Genomic DNA, 18,291 nt, shown 5'->3' on the forward strand with positions numbered 1-18,291 from the left:
GATTAGTTAATAAAAGTGAATGCTTTCCCAGTTTTTCCTGCTCTTCCTGTTCTTCCAATTCGATGGATGTAACTGTCCATGCTCATAGGGATTTGGTAATTAATTACAAGTGATACATTGTCAATATCTATTCCTCGTGCTGTAATATCTGTAGCAACCAGTATGTTAGTTTTTCCTGACTTAAATAACTTTATTGCGATAATTTTGTGATTTACCACCGTGTATTGCGTCCGAGAGAAAACCTGATTTTATGAGTTTTTTACTTATTTTATTAGCAGTTCTTTTGGTTTCTGCGAAGAGAATTATTTTTTCAAGAGGGTTTTTATTGAGTAGTTTTAAGAGTAGTTCAAACTTGTTTTGTGATTCAGTCACCTTAATGATTTCTTGGTCAACGTTATCACTAGAATTCAGACCCGATGATGCATTTATTCGGATTGGATTTTCTGTAAATTCTTTAATGAGTTTTTCTTGTTGTTTTGCAACGGTTGCAGAAAAAAGAACTGTTTGATTTCGGTTGGACATTTCCGAAGAAATTTTGCTTACATCTTTTATGAAGCCCATGTCTAACATTCTGTCAAATTCATCTAGAACTAAAATACTCGTGTGTTTAATATTGATTTCATTGCGATAGATTAGATCATTTAATCTTCCTGGAGTAGCGACTATTAGATGGTTTTTCTTTTTAGCTTTTGAAATATCCTTTTTAATATTGATTCCTCCTATAAAGTAAGAGGAGTATAAGTCAAGTCCTTTTGTTAAGGAAAGGGATTCATCTTGAACTTGTTGAGCCAGTTCCCTCGTAGGAACTATAACTAATGCAGAAGTGTTTCTATGTGTTAAAATTTGCTGAATAATTGGAATTAAAAAGGCTCCAGTTTTTCCTGTTCCAGTAGAGGCAATTCCAATTAGGTTTTTTTTCTTTAGTATGTGGTCAATTGATCGATCTTGAATTTCGGTAAGATGTTTGTAACCTTTCGCTTTAATGTTAGCCTTTTTTTGGTCTAAAGTGATTGAGTTTTTCTTAACTCATACTTGATGTTTTGAGAATATAAGAAAGAAGTAATCAAAAAATATTGATAATTTAGGGGGAGTGTTCTTTTATTGAAGAACCTTATGAAATAGTTTCTACTGTTTTTAGACACGTACAGGGTACGAAATAGAAGAAAGGAATACCCAGGTGTTTGTAGGTTTTCATCCCTTTTTCACAGCCCTCATGTTGTGATAAGTAGTGTTTTAAGTTGAAATAACTAGAAAATAGTCTTTTGTTACTTGCTTGATTAATAGGTTGCTAAAGCTACATTAATAGCGTTTAATCCTTTTCTTCCTTGTTCTGTAGAAAATTGGACTTTATCGTTTTCTTTGATTTCATCAATCAAACCAGTGGTGTGGACAAAGATCTCTTCTCCTGATTGAGATGATGTAATAAACCCGAATCCTTTTGAGTCATTGAAAAATTTTACAGTACCTTCTTGCATGATGGTTGAATTTTAAATTGTAAATATTTGTATTGTTAAAGAAGAACTACCAATAGCTTTAAATTAAATTGTTTCTAAAAAACAACAGAATAAGTAATGCGGTTAAAATATGTTTAACACTTAAAAAAATAAAGTAAAATGAAATAAAACAGGTAAGAAGAGATAAGACTCAAAAAAACTAAATACTACCCTAAAATTGAAAAGGTGTTCAACTTGAACGTTGCAAATATAGGTTTATTTTCAAATTTAAAGAGAATAATGGATTTTATTTGAAATAGTTTTTCATTTTCTGAAATTAACTTTAAATGTATAATTGTTTGAGGGTATTCTTAGCGAGGTTGAGCTGGTTTTAATAATGCTAAAAATGAGGTGGATGCAAAGATGTGCTTGTAGCATAGCTTCTAATCACAGAAAAACAGCAAACAGAGAAAGTGAAACAGTATTAGAATGTATCTGTGATTCAAATCAACTATGCGCTATAACAGGGGTAAAATGAACTCCTACTTAATAAGTAGGAGTAATTCATAAAATGATTATATATCTCCGCAAATAACATCATTCATACAAGCATATCCTGGAGGTAAAGGCTCACAAGAATGACATACGATAAGACGAAAGCCTCCTTTAATCTCTTGTTGTTCTGATTTGTTTAAAGGAGTACCGATATTTGAAATGTTTTTTAACATAATGGTTAGTATTTAAAGTTTCTCAAACATAGGAGAAATTAAATAAGAAAACTTTTAAAAAACCGTAAAAAAAGTAAGGTTTTTCCTTACTTAACGAAAATGGTAAAATTGCTGTAGCGCTTTTTACGCCGAAAAATTGAGGACTATAAGCATCCCTCCAAAATTACCATGACTCCTAGATAACCCATAATGCTAGCTTCTTGTATGTTTATCGGAAATACGTGGGATTAGCTTTGTTTGCTGGTAATGATTGGGGGGAGAGATTTTTTGCTAAAGGTAATTTAGTGTGTTAAAGCCAGAAATTTCCTAGATAGTTCAAAAAAGCAACGTTTGATCAAGGTGCTATGCAAAGAATTTCTATTTTTGTCGGCTGTAAACTGAATGTATTATTTAGTTACCGTTGTTGAATTAGAACGGGGTATTTTAAGTGGTACAAATAAGTTGCAAATAGAGAAAAGAAACTAAATTAAATTATTATGAAAACTATAAAAATAGCTGTCATCGCCTTGATAGGCATGAATTCTGTGGCCAATGCTCAAACCAATAAACTAGAACCTACAGGAAACGTTGGTATTGGGACGACAACTCCGACATACAAAGTTGAGTGGTACAATAATACCCACAAAGGTTTTTTAGATTTTACGTTTACGGGAATTGCTCTCGGGAGTAAAACGGGAGATTTAAGTTTATATTCCAATGGAGCTAGGCGTGTTTTTATTGGAACGAACGGTAATGTAGGAATTGGAACAACAAGTCCTAAAGAAAGCTTAGATGTCAATGGAAGTATGGTTATAAGAGATGGTTATAACCTATCGTGGGGAAATACCTACGGCGCAGGGATTCCAACAATTGCCGGGAATACGGCCTCGGGAATTCATTTTTATCCTAATGGGAGCACAACGGGTGCAACTATGAGAATCCTAAAAGACGGTAAAACAAAATTCACAAACAACATGGCGGTTTTGGGTAAAATTGAGTCTAAAGAATTGAAAGTGACCCATACGCCAACTGCAGATTTCGTTTTTGAGGAAGGCTATGATTTACCTAGCTTGAAGTCAATTGAGAAGCACATCAAAATAAAAAAGCATTTACCAGAAATTGCATCAGCTAAGGAAATGAAGAAGAATGGGGTGAATGTCGGAAGCTTTCAAATCCAATTATTACAAAAAATAGAGGAGCTGACTCTATACACTATTGAACAAGAAAAAGAAATTCAAGAATTAAAAGAAAGCAAAACAGCGCTTATAAAACAGCAATTAAAGCTTGAAGATCAGGCAAAGAAAATTAAAAAACTTGAATCACTAGTTCAGAAATTATTAAAAGATAAAAAGTAGTTGTGCTTTTATCTAATACTAAACAAAAGAACACCTTTTATGAGGTGTTTTTTTTGTAACCTAGTTTAGGGGAGCATTGAAATCTTAAGATTCATTTCTCATTGATATAGCTTGTTGCTTAGGCAATAACAATGAAACATTCTTTGAACAAAAATAATCAACGACAAGCAAGTAATTGAAAAGCGTAGATGTAGTTAGCGTTGAGTGATTCTTTTGATTTATGAATCAAAAATTATAAAAACAAAACAACAATGTCAATGCTAGGCACCAAAAAAACACCTAATAAATTAAGAGGAGTTCTCTATGAAAAATGCTGTGGTTTGCACATTATGGAATGTAAAATGTAGCCAGAAGGGGAAGGGCTGAGATCGTTATTGAAGAAATTTCAATTAATGATTAGTATGAGAAATAGCTGATAAGATTGAGTGATAAATCGTAAAATAATTGAGTAAAAGTGCGAATATTTAGACAAAGGGTGTTGTGTTAACAACAAACAAGTTTGACATTGAGTAGGATAATGCTGTTGGGTCGATGCTACTTTTCTTATACCCATTCAGAGCGAAGAGATAACGAGGAATATTTCAGGCAAAACGTAGTCATTTCCACAGTCAAATGCTGTACTCAAAATCGTGTTTCTTTTTAGGGACAGTGCTACTGTTTACTTTATGTTTCACGAAGGAGCTACCTGTTTTCTTTTTCGATGTTTTCTTTTGTTTAGTGATCAATGTTTCTTTTTAGGGACGGCTTATCTGTTCGGCGCCGTTTACTTTATGTTTCATTGACATTTCAAAGATACAACGCCTTCTCGGTTGAGCTGTGGAGTTATAGCCGAAGCGCATATAAGTATCGATGATTGGGTTCTTTAAACTGGTTTTGAGTGGATGAGATGGCAACATCCTATCCAAACCAAACATACTCAGTTTGAATTTTTACGGTAGAAGTATACAAAATAGATAGCGGCAACTCAAGCAGAAATGCTATCTTTGATTTAAAGTAGTCGTATGGATTTATTTACCCAATTTGAAAGAGAACCTCAAAATTTGTTGCCCGAACAAGGTACAGTACTGTACTACGGTTTGGTGTTAGACAACGAGGCTTGTGAACACTATTATCAAAAACTGTGGGAAACTATTCAATGGAAAAATGACGAAGCCATTATTTTTGGTAAAAGGATGGTGACAAAAAGAAAAGTTGCGTGGTATGCCTCCAAAGCTTTTGAGTATTCATACTCCAATACGACCAAAACAGCACTTCCTTTTACAGAAGACTTGTTGGAGTTAAAAAAAATAGTAGAAAAGGAAACCAATGAAACCTACAACTCTTGTTTACTAAACCTCTATCACGACGGTTCGGAAGGAATGGCTTGGCATTCAGATGGCGAAAAGGACTTAAAAAAACACGGAGCCATAGCATCACTAACGCTAGGAGCGGAACGTAAATTTGCCTTTAAACACAAAAACACCAAACAAGTGGTTTCTTTGGTACTTCAAAACGGATCTTTGTTAGTTATGAAAGATGAAACACAAGATTTCTGGTTGCACCGACTACCTCCGACCAAAAAGGTAACGACTCCCCGTATTAATTTGACATTTAGAAGCATTGTCGAAAAATAATGGCCTCCGAAAGGCCAAGCTAGTATCGTTTACTCGGTACTTTGGATTTTTTTCGTTAAACTCTACTACTTAGCAAACCAAATTCAATTTTTATTGTAAATTTGAGACAAACGTTAAACCAAAAATATCTAAAAAGTATGGAAAACGCGGTAAACACTCAGCAGTTGAACATTACGCTCGACGCATTTCAAGCATTTGATACCAACATTCCTCAAAATTTAATAGCTGATGGGCCATTGGTCAATGCTGAAGCTACTACAATTGAAGGGAAATCAGGTTTTACAGTAACAGCATTAGCTTATATTCCGTCAGGAGAGTTTAATCCTGTTGTTATCGGACCTGAGGTTGTAAATTCAGTAGCTTTGATGTCAAATGTTTTGTATTTAAACTACTACGGAGTAGCTGTTGTAAAAACTGAAAACAGAGAAGGGGGAATTCAGGAAAACTTGAGTCGCGATTTTAGAATTGAATTTAATATGAAAAATACAAGCGAGCTTTACGATTTGTACTATATTAAATTTAGCTACGTATTGCCAGAAGGAACTACTCCTGTTGATATGATTTATGTAAGAGAGCAAAATGATGATCCGGAAACGGACAGAGGTACTATTACGACACCTGTGAAAGTACCACCTCCAACCTTATAAAACAAAGCTTTTGAGATTTAAAATACTCGTTGTGCTAATGATAATCATGAGTACAGCTGGGTATGCTCAAAGCGGTATGGGAGAGAGGAAATTAACCTTATTTGAAAAGGGAGAACGTATTCGTAAAACCAGTACTTCTCCTTTTTTTAGTAAAGCGCATAAGTTTTATGTCGCTCAGCAATTTGATTCTTGCTATACATATGCCAACCAAGCTTTGAGCATAACCAAAAACAAGGAGGAAAGAAACTATTTAAATTGTATTCTTGCGTACAGTGCTTACTCGAAAGGTTTTTATAAAAAAGCCCTGCAATCACTGAGCGAAATCGAGGATAACTCTAGTTATGTCGATACCAAATGCTATTTGGAAGGAAATGTCAATTTTAGTTTACGTAAATACGAGGAGGCAACAACTAACATAACTTATTGGTTAAAGGCGTACTCAGAAGGGAAGACAAACCAAAAGAGAGCCATGCTACACAATTTGGCATTGTGCTATTTTCATCAAAAACAATATCCGGCAGCTAAAACTGAATTTAATAAAAGCTTAAAGCTTATTGAACCTACAGATACCGCGGCAATTTTGCAGGCTAAAATGGAATTCGCAAATCTGTATTACAATCAGTATTTAGATGATGAAGCAATACAGCTTTTTAAAGAATCCTATCAGTTAGCCAATAAGTACTCCGACTTGGAGTTAAAGCAAAATACTGCTTATAACATGGCAATTGTTGAGGGCAATGCAAAAAATTACAAGGAAAGCGTCAGGTATTATAAAGAACTCATTCGATGGAAAGATTCAATTTGGAATCGTGATCGTGTATGGGAGCTTACCGAAAAAGATAAAAAATCGGCAGTAGCACAAAAGCAACAAGAAATAGCCTTGCAGGATGAGAAAATTAAACGACACAGAGTGGTGCAAACCAGTTTAATCATCGGAGCTTCTGGCTTGTTGGTGTTTATTGGCTTTTTGGTGTATCTGTATCGTAAATTGAAGCATCAACACGAGCTGATATCGGAGCAAAAGGAAGCGTTAAACCTCGCAAATAAAACGAAGGACTATTTATTTTCAGTGGTTTCTCACGATTTGAGATCACCGATAAATACGATCAAAGCGAAGCAGGTTTCCTTGCAAACAGCTATTACCCATGGCGATTTGGAAGCGGCCAAAACAACTGTTGATGCAGCGATTGCTGTTACCGATAGTACGAGCCGTTTGTTGAATAATGTATTGCATTGGTCTCTGGAACAAAGTAATCAGATGCTGTTTGAAACAAAGGAGTACGCATTGCGTCCGTTGGTGCAACACGTCTGCTATGATTATGAGTCTCTACTAGCGGCAAATGCTATTTCCATGCAGGAGCATTTGGAAAATGCCTTAGTAGTAGTGGACAAAGAATCCATAAAAATAGTACTGAGAAACCTGCTTGACAATTCAGTAAAGTACATGGGAGGTGCTGGAGAAATTCATGTAGCTACTGGTATTCATGATGAGTCAACGGCGTTTATTTCAGTGCGTGATTCTGGAATGGGGATTGCCCCTGAACAGTTAGAAAAAATAAATGCACTAAACGATCTTACCATCGATAAAATTAATAGATCGGAAGGAGTAGGACTGGGGTTGTTGTTATGTCAAACCTTAGTAAAAAAGAATTTAGGAAAACTTTTGTTTGATAGTGAAATAGGTCAAGGGACAACTATCACGATACTAATCCCGCGAACTTCTTAACACTAGTCATCTCTAGAGTAAAAAAGCGATAGTCTTACCGATTATCGCTTTTTTATTTGTGCTTCAATTTTAGAATGCACATAATCATAGTATTCTTGATATTGCGGTAGCAGTATATTTTCGTGATCAGCAGTATGTAAAAGTAGGTCCAAGTCAAATAATTCTAAGGCATCTACCTCTGAAACTTGACGGTTTAATTGAGATATGGGCACGGTTAATTCAACGATAAAGACATGGTGGTATTCATTGTCGATAATGCCATTTGGGTGCTTAACTTCGTGCTTTCTGGTACCTATCTTTAACAGGGCCTCTTCTGGTATGTCAAAGTCAATTTCTTCCTTTATTTCTCGTACAGCGGCCGTCTTAATGGCTTCGCCAGCTCCTATATGTCCAGCTACAGAGATGTCCCAGAGTCCAGGAAAAACCTTTTTTTGCATGGATCTTTTTTGTAGGAGTAGTTGCCCTTCTTGCGTATAAATCCAAACGTGTATGGTTGGATGAAAAAAGCCTTTGGCATGTGCTTCCGATTTTAAGCAAGTTTTACCGGTATATCGACCGTGTTCATCGAGTATATCTATGAGTTCATCCATTAATTTGCTATGTCTGAGTTAAAATGAGGGTTGTAAATAAGCCCTAGTATATTGTTAAAAGGATCAAGCACAGTGGCGGTAATTATGCCTCCTCCGACGTCAAAAGGAGCTTCATGTGGCTTTGCGCCAATACTCAACAGATAATCGTACTTTTCATGGATAGCGTCGCAGCCCCAATAGCTCACTACATTGTGTGAGGATTCTTTGGAGTTGGCTCCGGTGTTCGGTTGTAATCCTAACTCATAGCCACCAACGGAAAATCCTACATAGTAGTCTTCATCAAAATAGGGAGGGCACTGAAAAGCCTTTTCGTACCATTGCTTTGCCGTATTTAAATCTGAAACTTTATAGATAGTGGTCCGAAGGCCTAAAAAGGAGTTCGTATTCATAATAAATGAAAATAAAAAATGCTATCACAAGAAGGTGTTTGAGATAGCATTTTCATTGGTTAACTATTTAAAATAAGAAAAATCATCACCAGCTTCTATTTTTAAAAGACTCTGGTAAATCATTTTAATAACGTTTTCGACGTCTTCTCGGTGTACCATTTCAACAGTGGTGTGCATATAGCGCAATGGTAGTGATATCAACGCTGAGGCAACTCCTCCATTACTGTAGGCAAAAGCATCGGTATCAGTACCGGTCGCTCTTGACAGTGCTGATCGTTGGAAAGGAATAGCATTAGCCTCGGCTGCATCGATAATTAAATCGCGAAGTTTTTGTTGAACGGCTGGGGCATAGGCAATTACAGGACCTTTACCCATTTCCAAATGACCTTCTTTTTTCTTGTCGATCATCGGTGTAGTAGTGTCATGGGTAACGTCTGTTACGATAGCTACATTGGGCTTGATTCTTTCTGTAATCATTTCTGCACCGCGCAAACCAATCTCTTCTTGAACGGAATTGGTAATATAAAGTCCGAAAGGTAATTCCTTTTTGTTTTCGTGAAGTAAACGCGCTACTTCAGCAATCATGAATCCACCCATACGGTTATCCAAGGCACGGCAAACAAATTTATCTCCATTTAATACATGGAAGGTATCAGGATATGTGATAACACAGCCCACGTGAATCCCTAATTTTTCCACTTCTTCCTTGCTTGAGCATCCGCAGTCAATAAAGATGTTGTCGAGTTTTGGAGCTTCCTCCTTTGCTCGGTTACGGGTGTGAATTGCTGGCCATCCAAACACTCCTTTAACGATCCCATTCTTGGTATGAATATCTACGATTTTACTCGGTGCTATTTGATGATCACTTCCTCCGTTGCGGATCACATATATCAATCCGTTGTCTGTGATGTAATTTACATACCACGAAATCTCGTCTGCATGCCCTTCAATGACAACTTTGTAGGGAGCATCCGGATTAATCACTCCAACAGCACTTCCATAAGTGTCGGTAATGAATTCATCTACGTAAGGACGTAAATAATCCATCCATATTTCTTGACCACTCCATTCGTATCCCGTAGGAGAGGCGTTGTTTAAATAACGTTCTAAAAAGTCTAATGACTGTTCGTTTAAAATGGTGTCTTTCGCCATAACTGTATCTCTTTATTAGGTGAACTAGCTCCAGAATTTTCTCTTCTCGTTAAGCTCTTCTTGTTCTTTTAATTGCTCAGGGGTTAAAACCTTTAAAAATGATGGATGCTGCTCGATTGCGTACTCGATTTTTTCAACGATACTTTCAATACTCTCGTTGTCATAGTCGATGTCTAAGGGATCTTTAATGATCATTGATTGCAATACGTTGCGCTTTTTGATTTGCAGTCCTTTTTTATCAAAAGACCTTCGGAATCCATCAATTACAATAGGTACTACCACTGGTTTGTAGGTTTTGATGATATGAGCCGTTCCTCGTCGAATCGGTTTAAAAGCCGTGGTAGTTCCTTGAGGAAAGGTTACTACCCAACCGTCATTTAACGCTTTACCGATATTCGAAATATCTGACAACTTCACTTGTCTGTTTACATTCTTTCCAGCACTACGCCAAGTTCTGTCAATAGAAACGGAACCCGTGTAGGCAAAAATTTTCGGAAGCAATCCCGATCGCATTGTTTCCCCAGCAGCGATATAATAAACGTTTAATTTCGGGTGCCATATATAGCCAATATTTTTGATATTGTCGACTCTTCCTTTTAAAGCAGCATTAAAAACGTGAAACATAGCCGCAACATCAGCAAAGTAGGTTTGATGATTGGAGATGAATAAAACGTTCTGCTCTGGCAATTGTCTGATAATTTCAGACCCCTCGATTTGCAATTCATTAAAACGTCTGTAACGTCCGTGTGAAATAACACCGAGTATGCGGATGAGCCATTTTTTTATCCATAAAATATGACCAAAAGGATTCCTTTTAAATAAGGGCATAATATAACTTAAGTTTTATTAGTAATGCTAAATTACAAAAGAAAATGAAGATGACATTACTTAATTAGGTCTTTAATTTCTGCTAACATCATGGCTGTTGCTCCCCAAACAATGTAATCGTTTAATTTAAAGCAAGGTACTTCAATTTTGTCCATGTACGATGTTTGCATTGTCATGCTTGTCAGAGATTGGTCATCTAACAAATCTAGTAGTGGAACTTCAATGATGTTCGCTACTTCTTCATTCGGAACAAAGCTAGGTTTGTTGGTACAATAGCCCATAAAAGGGGCCACTAGGAAATTGCTAGGAGGGATGTAGGTATCTGTCAATTGTCTAAAAACAGTTATTTCACTCGGTACTAACCCGACTTCTTCATCAGTTTCTCGTAAAGCCGTAGCTTGTAAATCTATATCTGTAAGGTCTGTTTTTCCACCCGGAAAACTCACTTGGGCTGAATGGGTTCCCTTGTAACTGGCACGCTCCGTGAGTAAAAAACGAGTGGTTTGCGTCTCATCAGGGTAAAACAGTGCTAAAACAGCAGCTCTCCTTGGCGACTTGGAGCGAATCATTGATTCAGAGTACTTTTTTCTCAATGCAGGAGCCAACTTAAACTGAGCATCAAGTCCTCCTAATTCTTTGTTCTTGATATGGGTTAAATGATCTAAAAAATCGTTGAATTTCATTAAAAATATATCTTATAAAACAAACTTATTGTATTCTGTCGGAATCGACAATTATTTTTGGCGCGAAATTTGTAACTTACTCAGTAAATAATCTAACAAAAATACATGAATAAAGAGAACAAATACCTTAAACTGGTATTCAGTTTGTTGCTGGATGCCATAGGATACCTGTCTTTTGTGATTCCTGTACTAGCGGAGTTCACGGATATCGTTTGGGCACCGGTATCGGCTTTGATAATGGCTAAGATGTACAAAGGAGGAAAAGGGAAAATAGCAGCGGCTATTTCCTTTATCGAAGAAGCCATGCCTGGCTTGGATGTCATCCCGACATTTACACTCATGTGGCTCTATACCTATGTTTTTAGTACAAGCAGCAAAAAGGAAAAAATAATAGAAGTATAGTTCAAAACAAATAGAAAAACGCTCGTGACCTGGATAGTACGAGCGTTTTTTTGTGATTTATGATGTTGGAAATGGCTATTTTTTCATGCTGAGTAGTGAAAAGCGATAGCTCAGTCCAAAATTGTAGAAGTGAGTGTTTAAGGCACCACCTCTAGCTTTGACATATCCAACTCCCGCACGTAGTGCTAAGGCATCGAAAACTTCATAGTTGAGCCCTACACTAGGTTTAAATATCAAACCTTGGCCGGTACTAATGCCACCACCACCAGCAGCTCCTCCTAAAACTTGTGCAAAGAAAGATGCACGGTTGTTTAACAACATCGGACTTTTGACTCCTAAACCTACAATTCCTTCTGCGTATGCTCCGGCATCACCGAAATTAGCAAAAGCAGTCTGACCGGCTCCGTAAATGTATTTGTTAAAGAAGAAGTTTAATTGCATGGCTATTTGATGCATGTCTTGCGAGTATCCAGGATCGCGCTGAGCTCCTGGGTAATAATCGTGTTTTACGATCACCTCAATTCCTTTGAATACACCTTCTGAAAAGGCTTTTTGATTTGATTTACTTCCTCCTTGATCAACGTAATACTTCATCCCTATACCGTATGAAGAACTAACAAAATGACTGTCAGGACTCATCAAATACCCCTTATTGATACTTAGGTATAGATTGTCGTATACTTTTTGTTCAAGCGAAATGTCTGGGTAAATTAAAAAACCACCTTTGGTATCGACACCGCCACCACCGCCAGCACCTATCCCGAATTTAGCGAGGAGATTGGTTCGATTTTTATTCATTGAAAGGTGATACCCTGCACCGACTAAGATGTCCATATAACCAGCACGTATCCCGTGATAGGCTCCATCGGCTTTAATAAAATAAAAGAAGTTATCGGTAAAATAAGAATTGAATTCAAAACCAGCAAGACGTATGGTACGACCTGTATAGCTTCCTTTGGTTACTCTTAAATTGTTTAAGTGAACGAGGAGGGAAGCGCGTTTACCCAGCAGCCCCCAAGGAGATGCAGTGAGTGTTGCCTCATCCAAGCGCATTTCTCGATTTTTAAGGGAAGCATGACTGAAATTTAAGGGAATTTGCACCGCTACATTTACCTGACTGCTTTGAATAGTACCTCCGTCAAAGAAATCCACATAACTATATCCAGCGGTAGCAGAAAACTTACCAAAATCATACCCCAAGTTTAGATGGGGGAGTATGAAAGCTCCACCACCGTCAGGAGCTGCGGCGCCTCCACCACCTCCGAAGTGGATTCCTCCGTCTACGAATAGTGATTTGGTGATATGATGACGTACTCCCAGATTTACTCCAAGGGTAAAGAAGCCTCCTCTGATACCTCCAACAGCTCCGTAAAAACCGAGTCCTGCATAACTCCAGTCGTTCAGAAATGCGTTGTAGTGAATTCCAGCATAATCCATGGCTACTTCATTACCAGGCATTTTTATTGGTAAGAAATCAATTTGGGCAAAAGCCTTTTGTTCTTTTTTGCTGGGTACTAATTGTTGAGCGTAAAAAAAATGAACACTCATGATACATCCTAGCATGAGTGTTCTCTTTAAAAAGTTTGTTAACATTAAGGTTAAAATCTAAATTTTAATGGTGAATTTTTTGTCTTTTTCCGTTGATATAAGAAGCGACAAAGGCATCGTCAAATCCAATTTTCACTAACTCTCGACGCATATTTTTTGCTTCTTTTAAGGTGGTAAACAAGCCCACAGAATACTTAAAATATCCGTCAGCAGGAGCGATGATTCCAGCCGTCAGATCAGAAGAGATCATTGGGTTTTTTGATTTTGAAAAAACGCCAATTTGAACAGAGTAAATAGTTTTTCCATTGGTTTTTGAACGCACCTTATCCGATTGGGAGTCAATGTTGGTAGCAGTTAAACTGTTATTGTCTACTGTTTTTGCTTTTTTACTGCGCTCCAAGCGGCGTAAACTGTCAATGACGCGTTGTGCTTCTTTGGCTTTGATAGCCGTGATGTTTATTTCTTTTGCTTCCGATTTTCCAGTGGTGCCAATTGTTCCGTTTAACATTAAAAAGATAATACCGCAGGCCAAACCAAAGAATATTCCCAAGAGAATAATAAATGTTCTCGATTTTTGTTTTTGATGAGCAAATTGCTCTTCAAATTCTGTGATTTCTCGCTCAGCAGCTTCTAATTTTAACTTCGTATCATCCATGTCTTGTTGCATGAGCTGATACTTAGATTCTTCAATAAATGGCATAACCCCTGTATTTAATAAGTTGATTTCTGCGTACTAAAATACAAATCTTTTTTTATTTGTGTTTTGCTATGGTAATCACTACTCCTTTTGAGGCAGGCGTGTTGCTGATCCTTGCTGTGCTGCGTATCGGCACTAAAACATTGGCTTCTGGAAAATAGGTGGCAGTACATTGTCTCGGAATACTGTAAGGAATAACTAAAAACTTAGCAGCGGTTCGCTTGGTACCTTCGAAATGACTAGTCAAGTCAACCAAATCCATTTTTGATAATCCTAGGTCTTTCATATCCTCACTATTCATAAATAGAACACGACGTTCGTTAAGCACTCCGCGATAACGATCGTTTAGTCCGTATATAGTGGTGTTGTATTGGTCATGAGTTCGAATGGTCATCAAAATAAATTCCCCTTCCTGAAGTGCAATGTCTGAAGGTTGGTTTATAGTAAAATTGGCTTTTCCTGTATGTGTTGGTTTAAAATCCTTGGCTCTCGCATTATTCGGAAGGTAAAAACCTCCTTTTTGTCGGACGCGCTCGTTGTAGTTGTCAAACCCTGCGATGGTCGCTTCGATTTTTTCACGAATAAAATCGTAATTGCTGACCAAATGTGACCAGTTTACCTTTGAGTTTTTTAGGGTGGCGGCTGCCATCCCAGCAACGATGGCGGGCTCACTGAGCAGGGCAGGAGAGCAAGGGCTTAAATGACCCGATGATTGGTGTACCACACCCATAGAGTTTTCAACGGAAACAAATTGTGGTCCTGAAGCTTGGTGATCTTGCTCAGATCGGCCTAAACATGGCAGTATCAGAGCGCGCTTTCCGTGAATAAGATGACTTCTGTTGAGTTTCGTTGACACGTGGACCGTTAGTGAACAATTGCGAAGTGCCTCTGCGGTGTACTCCGTGTCTGGAGTAGCAGAAATAAAATTCCCGCCCATACCAATAAATACCTTGGCTTTCTCTGCGTGCATCGCTTGGATGGCATGTACTACGTCATAACCGTGTTTTCTTGGAGCGTTAAATTCAAACTCCTTTTCCAATGCTTGCAAAAATACTTCTTTGGGTTTTTCCCATATTCCCATGGTACGATCACCCTGAACATTGGAGTGTCCTCTAACCGGACAGGTACCAGCTCCTTTTTTACCAATGCTACCTTTAACTAATAACAAATTGACAACCTCTCGAATATTATCCACAGCATTTTTATGCTGAGTAAGCCCCATCGCCCAACAGATAATAATATTGTCATTATTCATTATTAACTGCGTAGCTTTTTTAATCTCCGGAAGTTTTAATCCAGTTTGAGGTAAGAGCTCATCAATGGTGTAATTGTCTAAGTCGGCAATGAAAGCCTCGAATCCATCGGTGTACTCTTGTATAAATTCGTGATTAAACACGGAGTTGGGTTGTTCTTCCTCTTTTTCCTTCATTAACTTCAGGATAATCTTAAGTAGCGCAACATCTCCGTTTATCTTAACTTGCAGAAATAAATCAGTTAAATCTTGACCTTTTCCTATCCATTTTAGGGGATTCTGTGGATCTTTATAATTGAGTAGTCCCACCTCTGGGAGTGGGTTTACAGTAATAATTTTTCCTCCGTTCTTTTTCGTTTCGCTTAATGCAGAGAGCATTCTCGGGTGATTGGTGCCCGGGTTTTGTCCCATCACGATAACCAGGTCTGCGTGATTAAAATCGTCTAAGGTTACAGATCCTTTTCCGATACCAAGGGTTTCTGCGAGTCCAGAACCGCTACTCTCATGACACATATTCGAGCAGTCTGGTAAATTGTTAGTCCCAAATTGCCTTACAAAAAGTTGGTATAAGTAGGCGGCTTCGTTACTCGTTCTTCCAGAAGTGTAAAAGATGGCTTCGTCGGGTGAATTCAAAGAATTTAATTCCTCGCCAATCAACTGAAAAGCCTCGTCCCACGAAATTTCTTCGTAATGACTAGCGCCTGGTTGTAACAGCATGGGATGGGTAATTCTACCGCTTTTCCCAATTTCATAATCCGAAAGTTCGGCAAGCTCATCCACGGAATGAGTACTGAAAAACATCGGACTAACCTTGTTTTTAGTAGCTTCTTCTGCAATGGCTTTGGCACCATTTTCACAGTACTCTGCTAAAAATGCACGTTTTTCGTCTGGATCAGGCCAAGCGCATCCAGGACAATCAAAGCCATAGGTCTGGTTTAAATTTTTTAATAGTCCAATACCTCTTGCCACACCGGTTTCTGTAAATACGTGATTCAGTGCTGAGGCTATGGCCTTTGTGCCTACCGCACTTTTAGGAATATCTGTTAATTCGATACCTGTTAATTTTTCTGGCGGTTGAGCCTTGGTGTTTTTCTGTGTACTCATAGTAGTATGTATTGAGGATTTGAGTAGATAGTCATTTTAGGTTGTCGGCAAAAACCAATTAAGCAAATGCCAAATTCTTTGGCAAAATCGATAGCCAAACTCGAACATGCCGATACGGCAATAATAATAGAAATTTTGGCAAAAAAAGCTTTGGTTACGATCTCATAAGAAACACGTCCACTAACAATCATAATTTTGGCATCAGCCAACACACCTTGTTGAAGTAGCCCTCCAATGCATTTATCGACGGCATTATGACGACCTATGTCTTCATGGCAAATCAAGAATTCTCGCTGACCTGAAAAAATAGCGCATGCATGTGATCCTCCCGTATCTTTAAATAAGTTTTGTTCGGCCTGCATAACACGATATAATTCGTGAATGTGGCGAGCTTCTAATGGTTGTGAATTCTTTAAAGGCGTGTCACACGGCATCGGGTTGTCTAATTCTTGTTTTCCGCATATTCCGCATGAAGAAACAGAAAGTAAACTTCTTTTGGTTAAATATCCTTTACCGAGGCTTGAGGCCGGAATAGTAACATTGTATACATCGTGATGATTCTCAGTGCTTTCGATTTGTTCGATAGTTAAGGTAGCATCGGACCGATATACATCTTCGGCATAGAGTAACCCTCTGATAAGTGAAACGTCATTACCTGGGGTGCGCATCACAACGGTAAAACTTTCATTGTTAATATTGATTTGCAGAGGAGCTTCAATAACGGTAGCATCCTCAATTCTAGAGGATGTTTCATTAATGTGTTTCAATGATTGATAAACTCGAAACTGTTTCATAGAAAAGCAAAGGTAACTAATAAATAAAACAAAAAAGAAATTGGGGAAATTTTAAAATCAGTAACTTTATTGCCTGATTTTAGAAAAAGATATTTTACTATAGTATTCGAATTACATGAGAAATTTAGTGTTACTGTCCTTTATGTTGATTTGTGGTGTTGTGGATGCGCAAATAAGAGATAGTATTCCCAGTTTTGTAGAGGATTATTACCTGGTTAAAGACGGAGACTCTTTGATGATACAATTAAAAGAAGTAGCTGTGTTGCCAAAACACAAGTTTACAGGACAAAAAGATGTCCATTATTACTTTTGGTTCAAGCGGAAGGTGTTTAAAGCCTACCCATACGCTGTGCTGGCGTCGAAAAGAATTGATAGCTTGCATTTGCGATTGAGCAGGATTAAATCGAAAAGAAAGAAAAGGGCCTATGTGAAACGAGTTCAAAAGTATTTAGAGAAGGAATTGACCGATCCTTTGAAAAAATTGACAAGGACGGAAGGAAGGGTGCTGCTGAAACTAATTCACAGACAAACCGGGAAAACGGCTTACAATAACATTAAGGATTTGAGAAGCGGATGGAAAGCCTTTTGGTATAATACTACGGCAAACTTGTTTAAGCTGTCTCTTAAAATAAAGTACGATCCTGCTGTGGTGAATGAAGATTATTTGATAGAAGATATTTTGCAAAGAGCATATATTGACGAAGCATTACCGTTTCAAGAACCCAAGTTAAAGATGAATTACTTAGAAATTGTTGCTGACAAAAAGGGAACTGTTGATGTTGAAGAGTATAAAAGAATGTTTGCAAAACAAAAGAAAAGAAGGAAGAAGAAGAAAAAGTGATACACTGGGAATTGCTTTTAGTGGAGGTGTCGTAGCTTAAATGAATAGGGTAGGGGTTATTCGTTTGATTATTAGTGTCTTATTTTTCTGTGTCAAAAAACGATAAAAATAGTAAGGTAAACCCATTGTCAATTCAAAAAGAGCTTCTATATTTGCACCCGCTAACGGAAAAACGCAAGTTTGAAAAGTAGCAAAGTTCATTAAAATATCGTGGCAAAGAGAGGTTAAGGAAAGATTAAAAATAAGTTTGAAAAAACTTGTATAAGTCAAAAAGAAGTGAGTATCTTTGCAGTCCGATTTTCACAAGAAAAACAAAGTGTTTGGCTAGTGAAAAGAAGAAAAAAACTTTAAAAAAAGTTTTGCAAAATCGAAAAGTATTTTCTAGTTTTGCACCCGCTTTTGAGAGCGACACGATCTAAGAAATTTTGGAAAGGTTTGAAAAAAATCAGTTAGTTCGATTCTAACATTTCTACAAGAGGTTAACGAGAGTTAACAAAGTTCATTGAAAATATTGAAATTGACAGCGTAAT

At 37.5% G+C, this 18,291-nt stretch carries 17 protein-coding genes and 1 pseudogene; 6 read left to right on the forward strand and 12 right to left on the reverse strand.

Annotated elements, in window-relative coordinates:
• Positions 1 to 2 precede the first annotated feature (2 nt).
• The 3 genes and pseudogenes from ACKTS5_RS08535 to ACKTS5_RS08545 all read right to left on the reverse strand — a co-directional run bounded on the left by ACKTS5_RS08535 (position 3) and on the right by ACKTS5_RS08545 (position 2,161).
• Positions 3 to 1,011, reverse strand: a pseudogene (locus ACKTS5_RS08535) (DEAD/DEAH box helicase).
• A 266-nt stretch (positions 1,012 to 1,277) separates the two neighbouring features.
• Positions 1,278 to 1,475 carry a cold-shock protein gene (locus ACKTS5_RS08540; RefSeq protein ID WP_408043446.1) on the reverse strand — a complete coding sequence of 66 codons (198 nt, stop codon included), beginning with the start codon at positions 1,473 to 1,475 and terminating at the stop codon, positions 1,278 to 1,280.
• 533 nt (positions 1,476 to 2,008) lie between these two features.
• Positions 2,009 to 2,161 carry a hypothetical protein gene (locus tag ACKTS5_RS08545; protein WP_408043447.1) on the reverse strand — a complete coding sequence of 51 codons (153 nt, stop codon included), beginning with the start codon at positions 2,159 to 2,161 and terminating at the stop codon, positions 2,009 to 2,011.
• A 476-nt stretch (positions 2,162 to 2,637) separates the two neighbouring features.
• Here ACKTS5_RS08545 and ACKTS5_RS08550 point away from each other — a divergent pair, with 476 nt between their 5' ends.
• The 4 genes from ACKTS5_RS08550 (at position 2,638) to ACKTS5_RS08565 (ending at position 7,481) form a co-directional block, all read left to right on the forward strand.
• Positions 2,638 to 3,495, forward strand: a complete 858-nt coding sequence (locus ACKTS5_RS08550) for a BAR domain-containing protein (RefSeq protein WP_408043448.1) — start codon at positions 2,638 to 2,640, stop codon at positions 3,493 to 3,495.
• A gap of 1,001 nt (positions 3,496 to 4,496) precedes the next feature.
• Positions 4,497 to 5,108, forward strand: coding sequence for an alpha-ketoglutarate-dependent dioxygenase AlkB family protein (locus tag ACKTS5_RS08555; RefSeq protein WP_408043449.1), 612 nt, complete (start codon positions 4,497 to 4,499; stop codon positions 5,106 to 5,108).
• Positions 5,109 to 5,245: 137 nt separating this feature from the next.
• The gene (locus ACKTS5_RS08560) at positions 5,246 to 5,755 is read left to right on the forward strand and encodes a hypothetical protein (protein ID WP_408043450.1); all 510 of its coding nucleotides are present in this window, start codon (positions 5,246 to 5,248) and stop codon (positions 5,753 to 5,755) included.
• A gap of 37 nt (positions 5,756 to 5,792) precedes the next feature.
• On the forward strand, positions 5,793 to 7,481 hold the full coding sequence (locus ACKTS5_RS08565; RefSeq protein WP_408043451.1) for a tetratricopeptide repeat-containing sensor histidine kinase: 1,689 nt from the start codon (positions 5,793 to 5,795) through the stop codon (positions 7,479 to 7,481).
• Positions 7,482 to 7,522: 41 nt separating this feature from the next.
• On the opposite strand, the gene ACKTS5_RS08570 is transcribed toward ACKTS5_RS08565, so the two are convergent.
• The 5 genes from ACKTS5_RS08570 to ACKTS5_RS08590 form a co-directional block, all read right to left on the reverse strand.
• Positions 7,523 to 8,071 carry an NUDIX hydrolase gene (locus ACKTS5_RS08570; RefSeq protein ID WP_408043452.1) on the reverse strand — a complete coding sequence of 183 codons (549 nt, stop codon included), beginning with the start codon at positions 8,069 to 8,071 and terminating at the stop codon, positions 7,523 to 7,525.
• The gene (locus tag ACKTS5_RS08575; protein WP_408043453.1) at positions 8,071 to 8,460 is read right to left on the reverse strand and encodes a VOC family protein; all 390 of its coding nucleotides are present in this window, start codon (positions 8,458 to 8,460) and stop codon (positions 8,071 to 8,073) included. Before ACKTS5_RS08575 ends, ACKTS5_RS08570 begins: the two co-directional genes overlap by 1 nt.
• Before the next feature lie 63 nt (positions 8,461 to 8,523).
• Entirely contained in the window at positions 8,524 to 9,612 is a 1,089-nt protein-coding gene (locus ACKTS5_RS08580) for a M42 family metallopeptidase (RefSeq protein WP_408043454.1), read from the reverse strand.
• Between the two features lie 24 nt (positions 9,613 to 9,636).
• Entirely contained in the window at positions 9,637 to 10,440 is an 804-nt protein-coding gene (locus tag ACKTS5_RS08585) for a lysophospholipid acyltransferase family protein (protein ID WP_408043455.1), read from the reverse strand.
• Between the two features lie 56 nt (positions 10,441 to 10,496).
• Positions 10,497 to 11,123 (reverse strand): NUDIX hydrolase, encoded by a 627-nt coding sequence (locus tag ACKTS5_RS08590; protein WP_408043456.1) that lies wholly within the window; start codon positions 11,121 to 11,123, stop codon positions 10,497 to 10,499.
• Positions 11,124 to 11,228: 105 nt separating this feature from the next.
• On the opposite strand from ACKTS5_RS08590, the gene ACKTS5_RS08595 reads away from it, so the two are divergent.
• Positions 11,229 to 11,525 carry a hypothetical protein gene (locus tag ACKTS5_RS08595; protein WP_408043457.1) on the forward strand — a complete coding sequence of 99 codons (297 nt, stop codon included), beginning with the start codon at positions 11,229 to 11,231 and terminating at the stop codon, positions 11,523 to 11,525.
• 75 nt (positions 11,526 to 11,600) lie between these two features.
• Here the strand turns inward: ACKTS5_RS08595 and ACKTS5_RS08600 are convergent, their stop codons facing one another.
• Genes ACKTS5_RS08600 through fdhD form a run of 4 tightly spaced genes read right to left on the reverse strand, consistent with a single transcriptional unit; the run spans position 11,601 to position 16,920 of the window.
• Positions 11,601 to 13,088 (reverse strand): hypothetical protein, encoded by a 1,488-nt coding sequence (locus ACKTS5_RS08600; protein ID WP_408043458.1) that lies wholly within the window; start codon positions 13,086 to 13,088, stop codon positions 11,601 to 11,603.
• 49 nt (positions 13,089 to 13,137) lie between these two features.
• Positions 13,138 to 13,773: an SPOR domain-containing protein gene (locus ACKTS5_RS08605; protein ID WP_408043459.1), complete on the reverse strand. Its 636-nt coding sequence runs from the start codon at positions 13,771 to 13,773 to the stop codon at positions 13,138 to 13,140.
• Positions 13,774 to 13,825: 52 nt separating this feature from the next.
• The gene (locus ACKTS5_RS08610) at positions 13,826 to 16,126 is read right to left on the reverse strand and encodes an FdhF/YdeP family oxidoreductase (protein WP_408043460.1); all 2,301 of its coding nucleotides are present in this window, start codon (positions 16,124 to 16,126) and stop codon (positions 13,826 to 13,828) included.
• Complete coding sequence (gene fdhD, locus ACKTS5_RS08615) at positions 16,123 to 16,920, reverse strand: formate dehydrogenase accessory sulfurtransferase FdhD (protein ID WP_408043461.1); 798 nt, start codon at positions 16,918 to 16,920, stop codon at positions 16,123 to 16,125. Before fdhD ends, ACKTS5_RS08610 begins: the two co-directional genes overlap by 4 nt.
• Before the next feature lie 115 nt (positions 16,921 to 17,035).
• Between fdhD and ACKTS5_RS08620 the strand changes: the two genes are divergently transcribed.
• Positions 17,036 to 17,761, forward strand: coding sequence for a DUF4294 domain-containing protein (locus ACKTS5_RS08620; RefSeq protein WP_408043462.1), 726 nt, complete (start codon positions 17,036 to 17,038; stop codon positions 17,759 to 17,761).
• The last annotated feature ends 530 nt before the right edge of the window (positions 17,762 to 18,291 follow it).

It is taken from the genome of Tenacibaculum litopenaei (assembly GCF_964514025.1).
GTDB lineage: Bacteria > Bacteroidota > Bacteroidia > Flavobacteriales > Flavobacteriaceae > Polaribacter > Polaribacter litopenaei.